13 protein-coding genes are annotated in these 15251 nt (G+C 72.2%); 2 read left to right on the forward strand and 11 right to left on the reverse strand.

Going from position 1 to position 15251, the window contains the following annotated elements; translation table 11 throughout:
• The first annotated feature begins 67 nt into the window (after nt 1-67).
• Nucleotides 68-1489 carry a lipase maturation factor family protein gene (locus ACYF6T_RS02260; protein ID WP_461692926.1) on the forward strand — a complete coding sequence of 474 codons (1422 nt, stop codon included), beginning with the start codon at nt 68-70 and terminating at the stop codon, nt 1487-1489.
• On the opposite strand, the gene ACYF6T_RS02265 is transcribed toward ACYF6T_RS02260, so the two are convergent.
• The 8 genes from ACYF6T_RS02265 to ACYF6T_RS02300 are packed head-to-tail and all read right to left on the reverse strand — an operon-like array spanning nt 1477 to nt 9269.
• On the reverse strand, nt 1477-2301 hold the full coding sequence (locus ACYF6T_RS02265; protein ID WP_461692928.1) for an amidohydrolase family protein: 825 nt from the start codon (nt 2299-2301) through the stop codon (nt 1477-1479). The genes ACYF6T_RS02260 and ACYF6T_RS02265 overlap by 13 nt on opposite strands.
• Entirely contained in the window at nt 2298-2612 is a 315-nt protein-coding gene (locus ACYF6T_RS02270; protein WP_461692930.1) for an L-rhamnose mutarotase, read from the reverse strand. The genes ACYF6T_RS02265 and ACYF6T_RS02270 overlap by 4 nt, the downstream gene beginning before the upstream one ends.
• Nucleotides 2609-3556, reverse strand: a complete 948-nt coding sequence (locus ACYF6T_RS02275; RefSeq protein ID WP_461692931.1) for an aldo/keto reductase — start codon at nt 3554-3556, stop codon at nt 2609-2611. Before ACYF6T_RS02275 ends, ACYF6T_RS02270 begins: the two co-directional genes overlap by 4 nt.
• Complete coding sequence (locus ACYF6T_RS02280) at nt 3553-4308, reverse strand: SDR family NAD(P)-dependent oxidoreductase (RefSeq protein WP_461692932.1); 756 nt, start codon at nt 4306-4308, stop codon at nt 3553-3555. The genes ACYF6T_RS02275 and ACYF6T_RS02280 overlap by 4 nt, the downstream gene beginning before the upstream one ends.
• Nucleotides 4305-5648, reverse strand: a complete 1344-nt coding sequence (locus tag ACYF6T_RS02285) for an L-fuconate dehydratase (RefSeq protein ID WP_461692933.1) — start codon at nt 5646-5648, stop codon at nt 4305-4307. Before ACYF6T_RS02285 ends, ACYF6T_RS02280 begins: the two co-directional genes overlap by 4 nt.
• A gap of 36 nt (nt 5649-5684) precedes the next feature.
• Nucleotides 5685-6710, reverse strand: coding sequence for an ABC transporter permease (locus ACYF6T_RS02290; protein ID WP_461692935.1), 1026 nt, complete (start codon nt 6708-6710; stop codon nt 5685-5687).
• Nucleotides 6703-8202, reverse strand: coding sequence for a sugar ABC transporter ATP-binding protein (locus ACYF6T_RS02295; protein WP_461692937.1), 1500 nt, complete (start codon nt 8200-8202; stop codon nt 6703-6705). The genes ACYF6T_RS02290 and ACYF6T_RS02295 overlap by 8 nt, the downstream gene beginning before the upstream one ends.
• Entirely contained in the window at nt 8199-9269 is a 1071-nt protein-coding gene (locus ACYF6T_RS02300) for a sugar ABC transporter substrate-binding protein (RefSeq protein WP_461692939.1), read from the reverse strand. Before ACYF6T_RS02300 ends, ACYF6T_RS02295 begins: the two co-directional genes overlap by 4 nt.
• A gap of 222 nt (nt 9270-9491) precedes the next feature.
• Between ACYF6T_RS02300 and ACYF6T_RS02305 the strand changes: the two genes are divergently transcribed.
• Nucleotides 9492-10193: a FadR/GntR family transcriptional regulator gene (locus tag ACYF6T_RS02305; protein WP_461692940.1), complete on the forward strand. Its 702-nt coding sequence runs from the start codon at nt 9492-9494 to the stop codon at nt 10191-10193.
• A gap of 331 nt (nt 10194-10524) precedes the next feature.
• Here the strand turns inward: ACYF6T_RS02305 and ACYF6T_RS02310 are convergent, their stop codons facing one another.
• The 3 genes from ACYF6T_RS02310 to ACYF6T_RS02320 form a co-directional block, all read right to left on the reverse strand.
• Nucleotides 10525-11679 carry an RNA polymerase sigma factor gene (locus ACYF6T_RS02310; RefSeq protein ID WP_461693235.1) on the reverse strand — a complete coding sequence of 385 codons (1155 nt, stop codon included), beginning with the start codon at nt 11677-11679 and terminating at the stop codon, nt 10525-10527.
• Complete coding sequence (locus tag ACYF6T_RS02315; protein ID WP_461692942.1) at nt 11672-12094, reverse strand: YciI family protein; 423 nt, start codon at nt 12092-12094, stop codon at nt 11672-11674. The genes ACYF6T_RS02310 and ACYF6T_RS02315 overlap by 8 nt, the downstream gene beginning before the upstream one ends.
• 121 nt (nt 12095-12215) lie before the next feature.
• On the reverse strand, nt 12216-15236 hold the full coding sequence (locus ACYF6T_RS02320) for an alpha-mannosidase (protein ID WP_461692943.1): 3021 nt from the start codon (nt 15234-15236) through the stop codon (nt 12216-12218).
• Between the last annotated feature and the right edge of the window lie 15 nt (nt 15237-15251).

The following is a 15251-nucleotide window of genomic DNA, read 5'->3' on the forward strand; positions in this document are numbered from 1 at the left end:
GGAGGAGGGATACACGGAGCGTGACGCGGGGGTCCGGCGGGAGAATGGAGCGAAGGAGCGTACGGCCGTGGACTGGTTCACCGCATCCGAGTACTGGTGGAGCCGGCTGGTCTTCCAGCGGGCTCTGGCCGGCGTGTACCTGGTGGCGTTCGCGGCGGCGGCCCTCCAGTTCCGCGCGCTGCTGGGCGAGCGCGGAATGCTGCCGATCCCCCGCTTCACCGAACGGGTCGGCTTCCGTCGCGCCCCGAGCCTGTTCCACCTGCACTACTCGGACCGCTTCTTCGCGGTCTGCGCCTGGACGGGCTGCGCGGTCGCGGCAGGGCTGGCCGCCGGCCTGGACTCCCTGCTGCCGCTGTGGGCGGGGATGGTGCTGTGGCTGGTGCCGTGGGCCCTGTATCTGTCGATCGTCAACGTCGGTCAGACCTGGTACGCGTTCGGCTGGGAGTCGCTGCTGCTGGAGGTCGGCTTCCTGGCCGTCTTCCTCGGCAACGACGAGGTGGCGCCGCCGGTCGTCGTGCTGTTCCTGCTGCGCTGGGTGCTGTTCCGCGTCGAGTTCGGCGCGGGGCTGATCAAGATGCGCGGTGACGCGTGCTGGCGGAAGCTGACGTGCCTGGACTACCACCACGAGACCCAGCCGATGCCGGGCCCGCTGAGCTGGTTCTTCCACCATCTGCCGCGGGCGGCGCACCGGGTGGAGGTGGCCGCCAACCACGTCACCCAACTTGTCGTACCCGTCCTGCTGTTCACCCCGCAGCCGATCGCCACGGCCGCCGCATCCCTGATGATCGTCACCCAGCTCTGGCTGGTCCTGTCGGGCAACTTCTCCTGGCTGAACTGGATCACCATCGTGGTCGCCCTGTCCGCCGTGGAGTTCCCGGCGCACGGGCGGTCCGCGCCTGCCGCGCCGCTCTGGTACGAGACCGTGGTCCTCGCGGTCGCCGCGCTGCTGGTCGTCCTGAGCCACCAGCCGGTCCGCAACATGATCTCCCGCCGCCAGATCATGAACCGCTCCTTCGACCCGCTCCATCTGGTCAACACCTACGGCGCGTTCGGCAGTGTCAGCCGGATCCGCTACGAGGTGGTCGTCGAGGGCACCGCCGAGGAGGTGCCGCGCGAGGACTCGGACTGGCGGGAGTACGAGTTCAAGGGCAAGCCGGGCGATCCCCGGCGCTGGCCCCGCCAGTTCGCCCCCTACCATCTGCGCCTGGACTGGCTGATGTGGTTCGCGGCGCTCTCCCCCGGTTACGCCGGCTCCTGGTTCGGCGCCTTCGTGGAGCGCCTGCTGGAGAACGACCGCGACACCCTGCGCCTGCTGCGCCGCTCCCCCTTCCCGCCGGACGCCCCGCCGCGCTTCGTGCGCGCCCGGCTCTTCCGCTACGAGTACACGAGCTGGCGCGAGCTGCGCCGGACGGGCGCGTGCTGGCGGCGGCAGTACGTACGGGAGTACCTGCCGCCGACACGGCTCGCGGGGGTGACTCAGAGGTCGTAGACGCGGGCGGCGGTGGTCTCGAAGAGCCGGCCGTGTTCGGACGCGCCGGTCAACTGCCGTAGGGCGTCCATGACGTCGCCGTAGGACGCGGCGAGGGTGCACACCGGCCAGTCCGAGCCGGCCATCAGCCGGTCCGGGCCGAAGGCCTCCAGGGCGGTGTCGGTGTAGGGGCGCAGGTCGGCGGGGCGCCAGGTCTGCCAGTCGGCCTCGGTGACCAGGCCCGACAGTTTGGCGACCGTGTTGGGCAGGGCGGCGAGGGCGCGGAGGCGGGACGCCCAGGGTTCCAGGGCCGCCGAGGCGATGGGGGGCTTGCCCAAGTGGTCGAGGACGAAGGTCAGTTCGGGCAGGAGGGCGGCAGCCTTGACGCAGGACGGGAGCTGGTGGGGCAGCACGACCAGGTCGTAGACCAGGCCCGCGTCGGCGACCGCCCGCAGGCCGCGCAGGACGTCCGGGCGCAGCAGCCACTCGGGGTCGGGTTCGCCCTGGACCTGGTGGCGGACGCCCTTGAGGTACGCCCCGCCGGGCAGTTCGCGCAGGCGGGCGAGTTCGTCGGCGAGGTCCGGGCGGGTGAGGTCGCTCCAGCCGACCACGCCGGCGATCAGGTCGTGGCCGGCGGCCAGGCGCAGGAACTCCGGGGTCTCCTCGGGCACGGTGACGGTCTGGACGAGGACCGTGCGGTCGACGCCGGCCGCGCGGGCCTGGGGTTCGAGGTCGGCGACGGTGAAGGTCCTGCGCAGCGGGCTGCCTTCGGGGATCCAGTCCTGGTCGCGCACGGACAGGTCCCAGACGTGGTGGTGGGCGTCGACCGTCACGGCAGCTCCCAGACCACGGGCAGGCCCGCCTGGGCACCCTCGCCGGAGTAGTCGTGCACGACGTCCAGCAGTTCGGCCATCCGGGCCTGCCAGGCGATGTTGACGGGCAGTTTCTCCAGCTCGGCGAGGAGGCGGGCGTAGTCCTCGCACTCCAGGACGTGGAAGAGGTCGGTTCCGCTGCGCCAGATCGTCCAGGACCTGGCGCCGGCCGCCCGGATCGCGTCGGTGAGTGCGGCCGGGACCTCGCGGTGGGCGGCCTCGTACTCGGCGATCCGGTCGGCGCGGACCCTGGTGTGCAGGGCGACTCTCATGACGGCTCCTCGCTCAGCTCCTGCCAGAAGGCGTCCGGTATCGGGGCGGCGAACTGCTCGGCGCAGTCGTGGACTTCGGCCGCCGAACGGGCGCCCACCAGGACGCTGGCGACGGCTGGAGGGGAGGCGCAGAAGGCCAGGGCGGCGGCGCGCAGGGTGATGCCGTGGCGTTCGGCGGCTTCCTTCATCCGCAGGGCGCGCTGGAGCAACTCCGGCGGGGCGGCGGCGTAGTTGTACGTCGCGCCCGCTCTGGGGTCGGCCAGCAGGCCGGAGTTGAAGGCGCCGCCGATGACGACGGACACGCCCCGCTCGGCGGCCGCGGGCAGCAGCTCGGCGGCGGCGCGCCGGTCGAGCAGGGTGTAGCGGCCGGCGCACAGCACCACGTCGACGTCCGTGTCGCGGACGAAGCGGGTCAGCATCTCCGCCTGGTTCATGCCGGCGCCGATCGCGCCGACGACGCCCTCCGAGCGGAGCTGCTCCAGGGCGGGATAGCCTTCGCGGAAGGCCTGTTCGGCGTGGTCGTCGGGGTCGTGGAGGTAGACGATGTCCACCCGGTCCAGGCCGAGCCGTTCGAGGCTGGCGTCGAGGGTGCGCCGTATGCCGTCGGCGGTGAAGTCCCACACCCGGCGGTGGGTGGCGGGAACGGCGAAGCCGTGGGCCAGGTCGTCGCCGCCCTGGTCGGAGGCGACCAGTCTGCGGCCCACCTTCGTGGAGATCGCGTACTCCTCGCGCGGCCGCTCGCGCAGGGCCGCGCCCAGCCGGCGCTCGGAGAGGCCGAGGCCGTAGTGCGGGGCCGTGTCGAAGTAGCGGATGCCGCGTTCCCAGGCGGCGTCGACCGCCTCGTGCGCCTGCTCCTCGGTGACCTCGGCGTAGAGGTTGCCGATGCCGGCGGCGCCGAAGCCCAGTTCGCTGACGGTGACGCCGCCGGCGCCGAGGGTCCTCACTGGCCCACCGGCCTCAGCCGGAGGCCCTGCATGCCGCCGTCCACGGCCAGGGCCGTGCCGGTGGTGGCGCCGGACAGGGGGCTCGCCAAGTAGGCGATGGCGCCCGCGACTTCGGCCGCCGAGACGAGCCGGCCGGTGGGCTGGCGGGCCTCCAGGGCGGCCCGCTCGGCGGCGGGGTCGGGGGCCGCGTCGAGCAGGCGGCCGATCCACGGGGTGTCCGCTGTACCGGGGTTGACGCAGTTGACGCGGATGCCCTCGCGGATGTGGTCGGCGGCCATGGCGAGGGTCAGCGACTGGACCGCGCCCTTGCTCGCGCTGTACAGGGCGCGCTGCGGCAGGCCGGCGGTGGCGGCGATGGAGCAGGTGTTGACGATCACCGCGTGCCGGGACGCGCGCAGGTGCGGCAGGCAGGCGCGGGCCGTGCGGACCATGCCGAGGACGTTGACGTCGAAGACGCGCCGCCACTCGGCGTCGTCGTTGTCCTCGACGGTGCCCTGGGCGCCGATGCCCGCGTTGTTGACCAGCACGTCGAGTCCGCCGAGGTCGTCGACGGCGACGGCCACCGCCTCCCGTACCGAAGTGTCGTCGGTGACGTCGGCGCGGTAGGCCAGCAGCGGTTTGTCGACCGTCGTCGGGTCCAGGTCGAGGACGGCGACCCGGGCGCCGCGCTCGGCCAGCAGCTGGGCCGTGGCCCGGCCGATCCCGGAGGCTCCGCCGGTCACCAGGGCTGTCAGCCCCTCGAAGTCGTTCATGCCGCCTGCCCCTTCTTCTGCGTCTTCAGGTCGGCGGCCCAGAAGGCGCCGCCGGGGAAGGTGTACCGCGCGAGGGACTCCGGTCGCATGGCGGCCGAGAAGCCCGGCGCGGTGGGTGCCGTGTAGTGACCGTCGCGGATCACCGCCGGGTCGAGGAAGTGCTCGTGCAGATGGTCGACGTACTCGATGACGCGGTTGTCGGTGGTGCCGGTGAGGGCCACGTAGTCGAACATCGACAGGTGCTGGACGAGTTCGCACAGGCCGACGCCGCCGGCGTGCGGGCAGACCGGGACGCCGAACTTGGCGGCGAGCAGCAGGATGGCGAGGTTCTCGTTGACGCCGGCGACGCGGGCCGCGTCGATCTGGAGGACGTCGAGGGCGCCGGCTTGGAGGAGTTGCTTGAAGACGATCCGGTTCTGCACGTGTTCGCCGGTGGCGACCTTGACGGGGGCGACCGCCCGGCGGATCGCGGCGTGGCCGAGGACGTCGTCGGGGCTGGTCGGCTCCTCGATCCAGTACGGGTCGAACTCGGCGAGGGCCTTGGTCCAGCGGATCGCCTCGTCGACGTCCCAGCGCTGGTTGGCGTCGATGGCCAGGCGGACGCCGGGGCCGACGACCGTGCGGGCGACGCGGCAGCGGCGGACGTCGTCGTCGAGGTCGGCGCCGACCTTGAGCTTGATCTGCGTGAAGCCGTCGGCGACGGCCTGGGCGGCGAGCCGGGTGAGCTTCTCGTCGCTGTAGCCGAGCCAGCCGGCGGAGGTGGTGTAGGCGGGGTAGCCGCGCTCCAGCAGCCGGGCGGCGCGTTCCCCGGCGCCGGGCCGGCCCCGGCGCAGGAGCTCCAGCGCCTCCTCGGGGGTCAGGGCGTCGGTGAGGTAGCGGAAGTCGACCTGGCCGACCAGCCACTCGGGGTCGGCCTCCGCGAGCAGCCGCCACAGGGGCTTGTCGGCGCGCTTGGCGGCCAGGTCCCAGACGGCGTTGACGACCGCGCCGATCGCCATGTGCATCACGCCCTTCTCGGGCCCGAGCCAGCGCAGCTGGCTGTCACCGGTCAGGTCCCGGTACAGCGCGCCCGGGTCGGCGCAGACCTCCTCGACGGACCGTCCGAGCACGTGGTGGCGCAGTGCGTGGATCGCGGCGACCTGGACCTCGTTGCCCCGCCCGATGGTGAAGGTGAACCCGTGCCCCTCCGGTCCGCCGACGGCGTCCGTGCGCAGCACGACGTACGCGGCCGAGTAGTCGGGGTCCGGGTTCATCGCGTCGGAGCCGTCGAGCTCCCGCGAGGTGGGAAACCGGATGTCATGGGTGTCGACCGCGGTGATGCGGACGGGCGTCGGGGACACAGAGGGCCTTTCGGTCGGTGGCGGGGGTCTGGGCGGTCAGTCCTGCGCGCGGCCTGTCGTCACGCGGGCGATCATGAGGGCGAGCAGGATGATTCCGCCGTAGATGGCCTGGATCCAGAAGGACGGCACCTGGGCGAGGGTGAGCAGGTTCTGGACGACTCCCAGCAGGAGGACGCCGGTCAGGGCGCCGAACATGGTGCCCTTGCCGCCGTCGAGGCTGATGCCGCCGATCACCGCCGCCGCGAACACCGTGAAGATCATGTTCTGGCCCTGGTTGGCGCTGATCGCGCCGACGTACCCGGTCTGCATGATCCCGCCGACCGAGGCGAGGACTCCCGCGACGACGTACACGCCGAGCGTCACGCGGTCGACACGGATGCCAGCCGCGCGGGCCGCGTCCGCGTTGCCGCCGATGGCGTACAGGGCGCGGCCGACCCGGTGGTACCTCAGGACGAGCCCGGCGACGGCGAAGGCGACCGCGGCGAGCCACACCGACATCGGGACGTTGAGGAAGGTGCTGGTGGCGAGGGTGTAGAAGCTGTCGGGCATGCCGAAGAGGGTCTTGCCCTTGGTCGCGCCGACCAGCAGTCCGCGCAGCACGATCAGCATCGCGAGCGTCACGATGAAGGCGTTCAGCTTGAACTTGACGACCAGGACGCCGTTGAAGGCGCCGACGGCCCCGCCCACCAGGAGGATCGCGAACAGGGCTGCTCCGGCGGGGAGTTGGGTGCCCCAGCCGGACTGCGCGGCGGGCAGCACGAGCAGCGCGCCCACGGCGGGCGCGATGCCGACGACCGATTCGAGGGACAGGTCGAACTTGCCGGTGATCAGGACCAGTGACTCGGCGAGCACCACCATGGCGAGGGCGGCACTGGCGCCGAGGATGGAGATGAGGTTGCGCTCGGTGAGGAACGAGTCGTTGACCACCGTGCCGAGCACCATCAGCAGCAACAGGGCGGGTACGAGGGCCAGTTCGCGGGCGCGGCGCAGCAGGACGGCCCGTGCCGAGCGCGGGCCCTGCACGCGAACCGGTTTCACCTCCAGCGCCTTGGTGTCAGCCATGGTCCACTCCTTCGATGGAGGCGATCAGTTCGTGGTCGCGCCAGCCCGCCGCGTGCTCGGCGACCACGCGGCCGTGGAAGAGGACGAGGACGCGGTCGCAGCGGCGCAGGTCGTCGAGTTCGTCGGAGACGACGAGGACGGCGGTGCCGTCCTCGCGGGCGGTGTCCACGCGGGCGAGCAGGGACTCCTTGGACTTCACGTCGACGCCCGCGGTGGGGTTGATGAGGACGAGCAGGCGGGGGTCGGAGGCGAGGGCGCGGGCCATGACGACCTTCTGCGCGTTGCCGCCGGACAGGTCGGAGACGGGCTGGTCGGGGCCCTCGGCGTGGATGTCGAGACGGTCGATGAGCCGGCCGGCGACGGCGCGTTTGCGGTCGGTGCCGACGAAGCCGAGGCGGCCGAGCCGGTCCAGGACGCTCATGGTGGCGTTGTCGCCGACGGACATGCCGCGCACCAGGCCCTGTTCGTGCCGGTCGCGTGGCACGCAGGCGACGCCGGCCTTGAGGGCAGCCGGCACCGAGCCGAACGTGAGCTGCTCGCCGCCGAGTCGAGCCGTGCCGCCGGTGGGGGTGCCGAGGCCCGCGAACGCCTCCGCCAGCTCGATCTTGCCGCTGGCGCTGGAGCCGGCGAGCCCGACGACCTCGCCGCGCCGCACGGTCAGGTCGACGTTCTCGTACGTCTGCGAGGTGAGCCCGCGGGCCTCCAGCAGGACGGGTGCGCTGTCGTCCACGAGCCGTTCCCGGACGGCCTGTCCGGCGATCGTCTCGATGCTCTCCCCCGCCATGGCCTCGACGAGCGCCGTCCGGGGCAGGTCGGCGACGGGGGCCGTGGTGATCCAGCGGGCGTCGCGCAGCACGGTGACGGTCTGGCAGACCTCGTAGACCTCCTTGAGGTGGTGGGAGATGAACAGGAAGGTGACGCCGGAGTCCTGCAGGGCGCGCATCCGGACGAAGAGCCGTTCGATCTCGCGGTTGTCGAGCTGGGCGGTGGGTTCGTCGAGGACGATGAAGCGGGCGCCGAAGCTCAACGCCCGTGCGATCTCGACCATTTGACGGTCCTCGACCTTGAGGTCGGCGGTGCGCGCGTCGGGGTCGACGTGCACGTCCCAGGTGTCGAGGAGCGCGGCGGCCTCGCTCCTGAGGCGGCGCCAGCTGATGAACCCGCGGCTGACCGGCTGCCGGTTGATGAAGAGGTTCTCGGCGACGGTCAACTCGGGGACGACGGTGGGGTGTTGGTAGACGCAGGCCACCTTGCGGCGCCAGGCGTCACGGTCGGCGAGCGCCGGTGCGGGCTCGCCGTCGAAGCGGACCGTGCCCTCGTCGGGCGCCTGGAGGCCGGTGAGGACGGTGACCAGGGTCGACTTGCCGGCGCCGTTGCGGCCGACGAGGGCGTGCGACTCGCCGGGCAGCACGGTGAGCCGGCCGTCGGCGAGGGCGGTGGTGGGGCCGTAGCGCTTGACGATGCCCCGGGCCTCAACGAGTGGCGTGCTCATTTGACCGTGTTGCCCCAGAGCTTGGGGTCGTCGACGTTGGACTTGGTCACCAGCGGGGCGGGCAGCTGGTCCTCCAGGATGCCGCCGGGCAGCTTGACGATGGTGGAGTCGTGGTCGGTCGGCCCGGGCCGGAAGGTCTTCCCCTCCATCGCCGCCTTGATGTAGTACATCCCGTACTTGGCGTAGGCGTCGGCGGGCTGGGAGACGGTCGCGTCGATCTGGCCCTTGCGGATGGCGTCGTACTCCTGCGGGATGCCGTCGTTGGAGACGATGACGATGTGGCCCTTCCGGCCCGCCGTCTTGAGCATGTTCTTCGACTTCAGGGTCTGCAGGGTCGGCGCGAGGTAGACGCCGCCGGCCTGCAGGTAGATGCCCTTGATGTCGGGGTTGGCGTTCAGCAGCGTGTCGAGCTTGGAGGCCGCGGTGTCGGACTCCCACTTGGCGGGGATCTCCAGCACCTTCAGCCGTGGGTACTTCTTCTTCACGCAGGAGCGGAACGCCTCGGAGCGGTCACGGCCGTTGACCGAGGCGAGGTCGCCCATGATCTGCACGACCTTGCCGCTGGTGACGTGCTGCCCGAGGTAGTCGCAGGCCTTGGTGCCGTAGGCGACGTTGTCGGCGCGCACCACCATGGCGACCTTGCCCTTGTCGGGTGCGACGTCGACGGCGACGACCGGCACGCCCTTGCGCTCGGCCTGGTCGAGGCCGGCCTCGATGGCGGCACTGTCGAGCGGGGCCACGACGAGGCCCTTGACGCCCTGGTTGAGCTGGTTGTTGATGTCGGTGATCTGCTGCGAGGGGTCGCTGTTGGAGTTGACCGTCTTGAGCGCGTCGACACCTTCGGAGGCGGCCATCTTCGGCACGTAGTCGTTGTACGACTGCCAGAACGGCGAGGTCAGCAGGGGCAGGATCACCCCGACCTTGCCGGTGCCGCCGCCTCCCGCGCTGCCGGAGCCGGTGTCCTTGGTGCTGCCGCATGCGGCGAGTACGAGTGCGGCGCAGGCGGCAGCCGCCACCGCGCCGACGATCCGTGACCTGTTCTGCGTTCGCGCTGTCGTGCCGGGCATCTGGGCGGCTCCTCGTTGAGCGTGTACGAGCGTGAGCGGGGTCGGGCGTGAGGGGGGGCGGGCGTGATCGTGCGTGAGCGGGGTCGAGCAGATGTCCGCATATTTATCAGACCACTTCCGGGAAACAACACCCTCCGTCCGCATATTTTCGCGGTTCCTGACGGTATTGGTCCGACCACCCCGGCGGTTAGACTGCGGCGCACCGGCGACAGGAGGACGGGCGTGGACGAGATCGCCCCGCAGAAGGGCACGGTGACGCAGCGCGCCATCGAGCAGATCAAGGCGATGATCGCGGAGGGCCGTCTGGAGCCCGGCCAGCGCCTGCCCACCGAGCGCGACCTCGCGACGCAACTGGGCATCTCCCGCAGCTCGATGCGCGAGGCGATCCGCGCGCTGACGGTGCTGGGCGTGCTGGAGGCCCGGCACGGCTCCGGCATCTACGTCACCCAGCTGGAGGCCGGAGACCTGCTGGAGACGTTCGGTGTGGTGGCCGACCTGTCCCGGGGTCCGCGGCTGGTGGAGCTGCTGGAGGTGCGGCGCATCCTGGAGTCGACGGCGACCGCCCTCGCGGCGGCCCGGATCACGGACGACCAGCTGGCCGAGGTCGAAAAGCACCTCACGGCGATGAACGCGACCGACGATCCCGAGGAGATCCTCGCGCACGACCTCGCCTTCCACCGCGAGATCGCCGTCGCCGCCGGCAACGACACCATGGCGGCCATCCTGGAGGGCCTGTCCTCACGGACCTTCCGCGCCCGGGTGTGGCGCGGCTACCAGGAGGAGGGCGCCTTCGAACGCACCCGCCGGGAGCACGCGGCGATCCACCGCGCCCTGGTCGCCCACGACCCGGAGGCGGCACGGGCGGCGGCGGCCGCCCACGTGGGAGAAGTGGAGGAGTGGCTGCGCTCCCAACTGAGCGGCTGACAAGGGACGTTCACACCTTGGACGTTCAGACGTCTCCCCGGTTGGCGGCGAGCGCGGCGAGGCACCGGGCGGTGCGGTCCGGGTCGGCCGACGCTCCGGCGCAGACGCGCGCCGGGCAGGTGGGCCACACGCCCGTCCCGTTCGCGCGCCCCGGCGGCGACGAGAACGAAGATCGGCCGCACTCCCGATCCTGCCGCCTCCCGACTCTGCCGCCCGCCCCGTCACGGGCATGACGGAATCGGCCGACGGCACAGCGTCCGCACGGGCAGACGCCACGAGCCGGCGCCGGCGCCGGCATATCGGTCTGCCCCGAGGTGTCGGCCCCGCCGTGTCAGACCTGCCGGCCGCTCCGGCGGGCGTTGAGGCGGGCGGCCTGGCGGGTGAGGTGGTGGCGTTCGGCGAGGTGGGGTGCCTTGTGGGCCGCCTCCGCGTACAGCCGGGCCGCCGTGGCCAGGTCGCCGTCCCGCTCGTGGAGGTAGGCCGCCACCGCGGTGTGGCGCGGCAGCGAGGCGTCCAGTTCCGCGAGTGCCGCCAGCCCCGCGCGCGGTCCGTCCGCCTCGCCGACGGCGACGGCTCGGTTGAGGCGGACGACGGGGCTGTCGGTCAGGCGGGCGAGCTCGTCGTACCACTCGACGATCTGCACCCAGTCCGTCTCCTCGGCGGTGGGCGCGTCGGCGTGCAGGGCGGCGATGGCGGCCTGGGCCTGGAACTCGCCCAGCCGGTCGCGGGCGAGGGCCGCCTGGAGGATGGCGACGCCCTCGGCGATCAGGCGGGTGTCCCAGCGGCCGCGGTCCTGCTCGGCGAGCGGCACCAGGCCGCCGTCGGGTGCGGTGCGGGCGGCGCGCCGGGCGTGGTGGAGCAGCATCAGGGCCAGCAGTCCGGACACCTCGGGGTGGTCGATGACGGCCGCGAGCTGCCGGGTGAGCCGGATGGCCTCGGCCGCGAGGTCGACGTCTCCTGAGTAGCCCTCGTTGAAGACCAGGTAGAGGACGCGCAGCACGGTGGCGACGTCGCCGGGCTGGTCGAAGCGCACCCCGGACACGGTCCGCTTGGCCCGGCTGATGCGCTGGGCCATGGTCGCCTCGGGCACCAGGTACGCCTCGGCGATCTGGCGGGTGGTGAGTCCGCCGACCGCGCGCAGGGTGAGGGCCACGGCGGAGGACGGGGTGAGCGAGGGGTGGGCGCACAGGAAGTAGAGCTGGAGCGTGTCGTCCACGGCCGGCGCGGGCCCGGCGGCCGGTTCCTCGTGGACACGGTCCTCCCGGCGGCGGCGCGCGGTGTCCGCGCGGCTGTGGTCGAGGAACTTGCGCCAGGCCACGGTGACCAGCCAGCCCTTGGCGTCCCGCGGCGGGTCGGCGGGCCAGACGCGGAGGGCCTCGACCAGGGCGTCCTGTACGGCGTCCTCGGCCGCCGCGAAGTCGGCTCCGCGGCGGACGAGGACGGCGAGGACGCTCGGCGTGAGGCTTCTGAGCAGCGCCTCATCCACCGGCATGGCAGTCCGCGTCCGTGGGCGAGGCGGCGTAGAAGGGGCGCAGCTCCAGCCACTCGTGGATCGGCTTCCCGCCCGCGCCGGGCGCGGCCGACAGCTCCCCGGCCAGCTCGACGGCCCGGTCGTAGCTGTCGACGTCGATCACCATCCACCCGGCGATGAGGTCCTTGGTCTCGGCGAACGGCCCGTCGGTCACGGGCGGGCGCCCCTCACCGTCGTAGCGCACCCACGCCCCCTCGGGAGCGAGGGCCTGCCCGTCGACGTACTCCCCGCTCTTGACCAGCCGGTCCGCGAAGTCCCGCATGTACTGCACGTGCGCCGAGATCTCCTCCGGCGTCCACTCCTCCATGGGAACGTCGTTCACGGCGGCCGGGGCGCCGCGGTAGTGCTTCAGCAGCAGGTACTTCGCCATCGGGGTCTCCTCGGTACTGGTGCGACCCATTGTGGCCGCGTTCACCCCTGGGACGGAGCAGGGCCGGGGTTCTCGACATCGCCGTCCGAGATTTTCTCCCGGCCCGTGCCCGTCCCTCCGCCTACGCCCTGCGCAGCCGCAGCGTCACCAGTTCGAAGGGCCGCAGACGTACGGCGATGCGTCCGCCGTCGTGCTGCACGGCGGCGCCCTCCGCCGACGGCCGTTCCAGCAGGTCGGTCACCGTGACGTCGGCGACCTCGAACCCCGCGGTGAGCACGGCGCGGACCCGGCCGCCGTGCGCCTCGTGGAAGCGCACCACCACGTCGCCGCTGCCGTCGTCGGCCAGCTTGACGGCCGTGATCACCACCGCCTCCTGGTCGACCGTGACGAGTGGTGCCACCTCGCGCGCGCCCTCGACGCGCCGCTCGGGAAGGTTGATCCGCCAGCCCTCGCGCACCGCGTCCCCGATGCCCGCGCCGACCACGAGCGCGTGCCGGAAGCGGTGGACGCCCTGGTCGGTCTCGGGGTCCGGGAAGCGCGGGGCGCGCAGCAGGGAGGCCCGTACGGTCGTGGTGGTGCCGCGGTCGCCGTCGGTGCGTACCGTGCGGGTCACGTCGTGGCCGTAGGTCGAGTCGTTGACGAGCGCCACACCCCAGCCGGGCTCCTCCAGGTGGACGAAGCGGTGGTTGCATGCCTCGAACTTCGCCGCCTCCCAGGAGGTGTTGGTGTGGGTGGGGCGGTGGACGTGCCCGAACTGGGTTTCCGACGCGTACCGTTCGGCGTGCACGTCGAGCGGGAAGGAGAGCTTGAGGAACTTCTCCGTCTCGTGCCAGTCGACCTCCGTGTCCACCACCAGCCGCCGCTCCCCCGGCGGCAGCGACAGCACCTGCGTGGCCCGTGAGGCGCCGAAGCGGCGCACGATCCGGACCGACGCGCCGTCCGCACCGGGGGTCACCTCGTCGGCGTCCGTGAGGTCGGTGACGGTGTTGCGGTAGAACGCGTCGACGTCCCAGGCGTCCCACATGTTCGGGAAGTCGGGGTGGAGCTGGAGGAGGTTGGCGGATCCGCCGGGGGCGATCGCCTCGCGGTCGGCGCCGAGGTCGTGGGCCGATACGACCAGGCCCCGGGCGTCGATCTCCACGCGCAGCAGGCCGTTGTCGAGGACGTGTCCGCCGCCGGGGCGGGGCGAGAGGCGCGTGGCCCCTTCCGTGTGCGCCGTGCCCGCGCCGCCGGCCGGGATGCCGGCGCGGGTGTGGGGGGCCGCGTTGAAGACGAGCGGCGTCGATCCCTCGCCGGCCAGGGCGTGTTGGGCGGCGTCGATGACGGCCTCCAGCTCGGCGGCGAGGCGGTCGTAGGTCGCCCGTGCCTCCCGGTGCACCCAGGCGATCGACGATCCCGGCAGGATGTCGTGGAACTGGTGCAGCAGGACCGTCTTCCAGATGCGGTCCAACTCCTCGTAGGGGTAGGCGAATCCGGTGCGCACGGCGGCCGTGGCCGCCCACAGTTCCGCCTCGCGCAGCAGGTGTTCGCTGCGGCGGTTGCCCTGCTTGGTCCTGGCCTGGCTGGTGAGGGTGGCGCGGTGCAGTTCGAGGTAGAGCTCGCCGACCCAGACCGGCGGTTCGGGGTATTCGGCCTCGGCCTTCTCGAAGAACGCGCGCGGGGTCTCCCAGGTGACGGTGGGCGAACCCTCCAGGTCCCGCAGCCGGGCCGCCTTGGCGACCATCTCACGGGTGGTGCCGCCGCCTCCGTCGCCCCAGCCGGTGGGGGCGAGGGAGTGCCGGGCGACCCCCTTGTCCTTGAAGTTGCGGGCCCCGTGGGCGAGTTCGCTGCCCTTCATGGAGCAGTTGTAGGTGTCGACGGGCGGGAAGTGGGTGAAGATCCGGGTGCCGTCGATGCCCTCCCAGCGGAAGGTGTGGTGGGGGAACTTGTTGGTCTGGGACCAGGAGATCTTCTGCGTCAGCAGCCACTTGGAGCCCGCCGCACGGATGATCTGCGGGAGCCCGGCCGCGAAACCGAAGGTGTCCGGCAGCCACGCCTCCTCGTTCTCGATGCCGAACTCGTCGAGGAAGAACCGCTTGCCGTGGACGAACTGACGGGCCATCGCCTCCGAGCCGGGCATGTTGGTGTCCGACTCCACCCACATCCCGCCGGCCGGCACGAACCGGCCGTCGGCCACCGCCTTCTTCACCCGTGCCCACACCTCCGGCCGGTGCTCCTTCACCCACGCCCACTGCTGGGCCTGGGACATGGCGAAGACGAAGTCGGGCTCGTCGTCGAGGAGAGCGGTCATGTTGGAGGTGGTGCGGGCGACCTTGCGGACGGTCTCGCGCAGCGGCCACAGCCACGCCGAGTCGATGTGGGCGTGGCCGACCGCGCTGATGCGGTGGGCGGAGGGAGCCGCGGGGGTCGCCAGGACGTCGGTGAGCTGCGAACGCGCCGGCCCCGCCGTGCCGTTGACGTTCTGGAGGTCGATCGCGTCCAGCGCCCGCTCCACCGCCCGCAGGATCTCCCAGCGCCGTGCCGACTCCACCGGCAGCTCGGCCATCAGCTCGCCGAGCACCTCCAGGTCGACGACCAGCTGCCACACGGTCTCGTCGAAGACGGCGAGGTCCATGCGGGTGAGGGTGTACTGGGGTGCGCTGCCCGCGGTCTCCTTGTCGCCCAACTGCGTGGGCAGGAAGGGGTGGTAGTCGAGGATGACCGGATTGGAGGCGGCCTCGACGTGCAGGCGCACCTCCTCGCCGCCCTCGGCCGGGGCGCCGATCCGCACCCACTGGTTGCGCGGGTTGAGCCCCTTCACCGGGGTGCCGTCGGGACGGTAGACCAGGCCCTCGCACTGGAAGCCGGGCATGTTCTCGTCGAAGCCGAGGTCGAGGATCGCCTCGACGGTCCGCCCGGCCCACGCCTCGGGCACGGTCCCGGTGACCCGGAACCAGCTGGTGCCCCACGGAGCACCCCAGCGGGCGCCCACCGCGATCGGCTCGGGCTCGGCCGCCAGCCCCTCGGCGACCGGCACGGGCTCGCCGGGCGCGTGCCACACCGCCACCTCCAGCGGCACGGACTCGGGGTACACGGCGGGGCGGACTCGCTCGTCGAGGACACGCTTGAGGCGGGCTTCGACCAGGGTGCGGTCGTCATGCATGCGGGGTGCTCCAAG

The sequence above is a fragment of the Streptomyces sp. 7R007 genome, from assembly GCF_054850255.1.